General features: G+C 44.4%; 5 protein-coding genes. All 5 read right to left on the reverse strand.

Going from position 1 to position 3,969, the window contains the following annotated elements:
- Positions 1-1,280, reverse strand: a 1,280-nt coding sequence (locus tag GRP75_RS20735; protein ID WP_160790243.1) for an ATP-binding protein, incomplete at its 3' end; no start/stop codon positions are given.
- Between the two features lie 49 nt (positions 1,281-1,329).
- Positions 1,330-2,394 (reverse strand): cobalamin B12-binding domain-containing protein, encoded by a 1,065-nt coding sequence (locus tag GRP75_RS20740; RefSeq protein ID WP_160790244.1) that lies wholly within the window; start codon positions 2,392-2,394, stop codon positions 1,330-1,332.
- Between the two features lie 193 nt (positions 2,395-2,587).
- Entirely contained in the window at positions 2,588-3,049 is a 462-nt protein-coding gene (locus GRP75_RS20745) for a MarR family winged helix-turn-helix transcriptional regulator (RefSeq protein ID WP_160790245.1), read from the reverse strand.
- 199 nt (positions 3,050-3,248) lie between these two features.
- Positions 3,249-3,698 carry a VanZ family protein gene (locus tag GRP75_RS20750; RefSeq protein ID WP_023988125.1) on the reverse strand — a complete coding sequence of 150 codons (450 nt, stop codon included), beginning with the start codon at positions 3,696-3,698 and terminating at the stop codon, positions 3,249-3,251.
- The coding region (locus GRP75_RS20755; protein ID WP_202404237.1) for a ribose-5-phosphate isomerase A at positions 3,698-3,969 on the reverse strand (272 nt) is incomplete at its 5' end. The genes GRP75_RS20750 and GRP75_RS20755, both read right to left, overlap by 1 nt.

Below are 3,969 nucleotides of genomic sequence, written 5' to 3' on the forward strand. Positions count from 1 at the left end.
CCAACCTCCTGGCCCCGTGCCTGATCCTCCTCGGACACATTTCCGGTCAAAGAAATGATTGGCACAGGTGGTTGCTGGTTTTCTGCTTCCCGCTGGCGGATCGCTTTCGCCGCATCATGACCATTCAGCAGAGGCATATGATGATCCATTAGAATACAAGCGTAGGATCGTTCGGAGGCCGCTCTTACAGCAGCTTGTCCATCCTCAGCAAAATCAATATGCTGGAATCCCAAGTGGTTAAGCTGTAATTGCACCACCTGACGATTTACCCGATTATCCTCAGCCACCAAAATAGTTTGAGAATGACTGTGCTCACGCAGCAACTCGCTAAATACCTTCAAATCACCAGTTTCATGCTTCTCCATTTCGTCTGCCTGCTCCGATCCTTTCATGAAGGGAATTTCAAACCAGAACGTAGAGCCTTGGCCTTCTTCACTGACGACCCCAATTTCTCCCTGCATGAGTTCCACAAATGAACTGCATATCCATAGCCCCAGACCCGTTCCTCCATATTGGGATGCGCTTCCTTCACCGGCCTGTACATAGGGCTGAAACAGCTTATTCTGATCCTCCGGTGAAATCCCAATACCCGAATCCTGCACCTCAAACCGAACACGTTGGGAATCTTTTGTTTCCTCCACTAATTTTGTTCGAACGATGAGCAATCCGTCACTCGTAAATTTATTCGCATTGTTCAACAGATTGAGCAAAATCTGCATGATCCTTGCCGAATCTCCCTCCAGATGCTCTGCCACACTGGTATCGGTCTCTATACTCAATCGGTTACCCATCTGATAGATTTGTGGCTCCAACAACTGAGCAACGTGGCTCATAATCGCCTGAACTCTGACATTTCCGATCTCCAGTTCCATCTGTCCTGCTTCCACTTTGGATATATCAAGCAGATTATTAATCATGTTCAACAACAGGGAGGCTGACTCACGTATCACACCGATGGCCTGCCGTTGATCTGGGGAAAGTTTGGATGAACCTAACATTTCGATCATTCCAAGTATTCCATTCATTGGCGTTCTGAATTCATGACTAACCACAGCCAGAAAAGTGCTCTTTAGGTCATTAGCCCGTACCGCTTCTTCCTTCGTCCGTGTTAATTCCGCATTACTTTTGGCAAGCTGACGCTGCAGATTGACCAGTTCGTTGTTCATTGATGAAAATTCATTCAGCAGCTTTTCTTCCTCAGCCTTGCTTTTCACAATCTCATCCGTTAATTGTTCGACCGTTTTCCGCAGGACAGCCATTTCTGCTGTCGGTTCCTTCATATTAAAAGGCCCCCTTTACAAAATGACTAACAGGTTCACAAAACTAACCTTATTTCCTGAGCGAAAGTAAGTCACCAGCAACCTCCAGTGCTTCCTCCGCACCTGGTGCGTATCCGTCCGCCCCTACTTCCTGCCACAAGTGGGAATCGAGATTAAAAGGCAAGCCTCCGACCATAATTTTCACATGGCTAGTCGTTGGGTCTTGCCGAATGAGAGCAATCAACTCTTTCACTAGATGGACATGGTAAGCCATGGTAGCTGAGATAGCTACCACATCCGCCTTGTAACTCACAATGGCCTGAAGCAGACTCCGGTTAGGTACATTGGCACCTAAATAATACGTATCCCAACCATCCATTTCAAATATATCAGCCAGCATACGCAGACCAAATTCATGCTGCTCGCTGCCTACACACGCCGCCACGAGGCAACGTTCCTTACTTCCACTTCCCATCCATCTGGGGTACAGGCTGGAAATAATAAATTGAGTCGCGGCAGTGCAAAAATGCTCTTGACCGACGGTGATTTTGCCTTCATGCCATAGACGGCCTATTTCATATTGCGAAATTTGAAAAATATATTTATACGTATGTTGAATAGAGATACCCTCATCCAGCAAACGGACGATCCAATCCAAAGCCTGTCTGCGATTACCTGAGAGTAAATATTCCAAATATTGAGCCACGTTAGCAGCATAAGGATTATCATCTGTAATAAAAGAGGCATACTCCTCTTTCTTTCCAATTTGCTGTATCCCCAAATCCAGATGCTCCAGCACCATGGTTTTATCCGTATGATCGAAGTGCTCTACCAACGTCTGCTGGATTAATCTGAAATTGATGCTCAAATCTTCTTGGGTTATGCCGAAACCCTCCAGAAGCTTTTTTAACCAGTAAACATACTGTGTAAATAAAATAGGGCTGTTCATGATTACACTTTCAGCTAAATAGTTCAAACTATATATAGAATCCTGTTTTGTCTTTATTTTACCGTTATCCCCAAAACGCTGCAAAAGATCGGGCTGTAATTCGTATTGCTTATGGGTAACTAATTCAGCCAAAGCTCCTGCTTGCATCAATAGCGATTCACCTGCGGTATATTGCTGTATACTCATGTACAGCTCCTTCCCCGACAAGGTATTTGTATTCGAAACAGATACTGGGGATTTGTTCCAGACGTGACTATTAGACAATTATACCTGATTTGCGTCTCTACATTAACCCTACTCCCCAAAATACGACAAAAAAATAAAATACCGAGAAGTCGGTATTTTATCTAAAAGCAGTTTTAACCTGCATACGCACAATTTATGATACGTTACTCTTCTGCCCCTCAGCCGTTAGTCCAAGCTTTTTTAACAGATGAATAGCCTGCTCTTTCTCTTCCACAGATAAGCCATCTACGGTCTCCATAATGACACGATGATGCTGCGGGAATATTTGCTCAAAGAAATGACGTCCATCATCAGTCAATTCTGCATAAATCACACGCCGATCATCTTGTGATGCACGACGGGTAAGCAAGTTTTTTTTCTGAAGTTTATCTACCACGTACGTAATATTCCCACTAGAGATTAGTACCTTTTCTCCAATCTTCTGCAAAGGCTGTGGTCCCCGATAATACAGCAGATCAAGCACTCCAAATTCTGTTGTATTTAATCCATGACTATGAATGTCCCGATTCGTACGGGACGTGACCGAATTATAAGCACGAGCCAGAACAACGAACAAATTAAGTGCTAAGTCCTGATCATCTGGTTTTACAGACATATTAACAGCCTCCGTTACTCATATCTTTATTCCAAGATATCTTAATTGTGCACTTTTGTCAAGTTTAAGCGTTCCTTTCCCTGCTCTTACGGCCTATAAATGGAGGAATTACCGTCTATTATGAGAAGGTTACAGTTCATTATGTAAAAAAAGCCCGCTCTCAGCCAGTCTTAAAGCACTGATCCAGAGAGCGGGACGATTATGTTGTTATCCCTAACTTCTTACGTACAAATACGTAGGCAACACGGCCGCATAATACTCCCAGAACATTCAGTATGATGTCATCTACATCCATTGTACCTGCGCCCAGTAGCATTTGGGACACCTCAAGAATGACCAGTGCGATCACTATCGTTAACAACAGACTGCCTATACTTCGCATGGACACCCAAATGATAGGCACAAGGATACCGAAGGGAATAAATACGCCAATATTACCGAGCAAATTAACACCCCATACCCGAAAAGGAAACGACTCCATTGCCCGCCAGTATTGCCTAATCGTATCAAACGGAACAATATTATACGAATACGGGGGGCCTGGTCGTAATGTACGACCAAAACCGAGAAACATCCAATATAATAGAAGCCCTGTATATAAAATCAATAACATCAATGCCACATGATGAAGCAGGCGGGTCCTAGACATTACTTGTTACGGACGTCGATCTGTCCATTGGCCCGTGCGATAATAACCTGGTCCGCCATATTAATGAACAGTCCGTTATCGACTACACCCGGAATTTGATTCAAGCGGATTTCCAATTCCTGCGGATTCTCGATCTTACCATAGCGACAATCGGCAATATAATTACCATTATCCGTAAGGAAGCGCTCGCCGTCTTTCATACGCCATTCTGCTTTACAGCCCGTCCCCCGCAAAGCCTCCAACGTCCACTCACTGGCAAAGGGTACGACCT

This window comes from Paenibacillus sp. OT2-17, assembly GCF_009827695.1.
Taxonomy (GTDB): Bacteria; Bacillota; Bacilli; order Paenibacillales; family Paenibacillaceae; genus Paenibacillus; species Paenibacillus polymyxa_B.

Bases quoted from the DNA above. Each gene is read 5' to 3' on its own strand.
- GRP75_RS20750 (WP_023988125.1), bottom strand. From the start codon at position 3,698: ATGTCTAGGACCCGCCTGCTTCATCATGTGGCATTGATGTTATTGATT.
- GRP75_RS20740 (WP_160790244.1), bottom strand. From the start codon at position 2,394: ATGAGTATACAGCAATATACCGCAGGTGAATCGCTATTGATGCAAGCA.
- GRP75_RS20745 (WP_160790245.1), bottom strand. From the start codon at position 3,049: ATGTCTGTAAAACCAGATGATCAGGACTTAGCACTTAATTTGTTCGTT.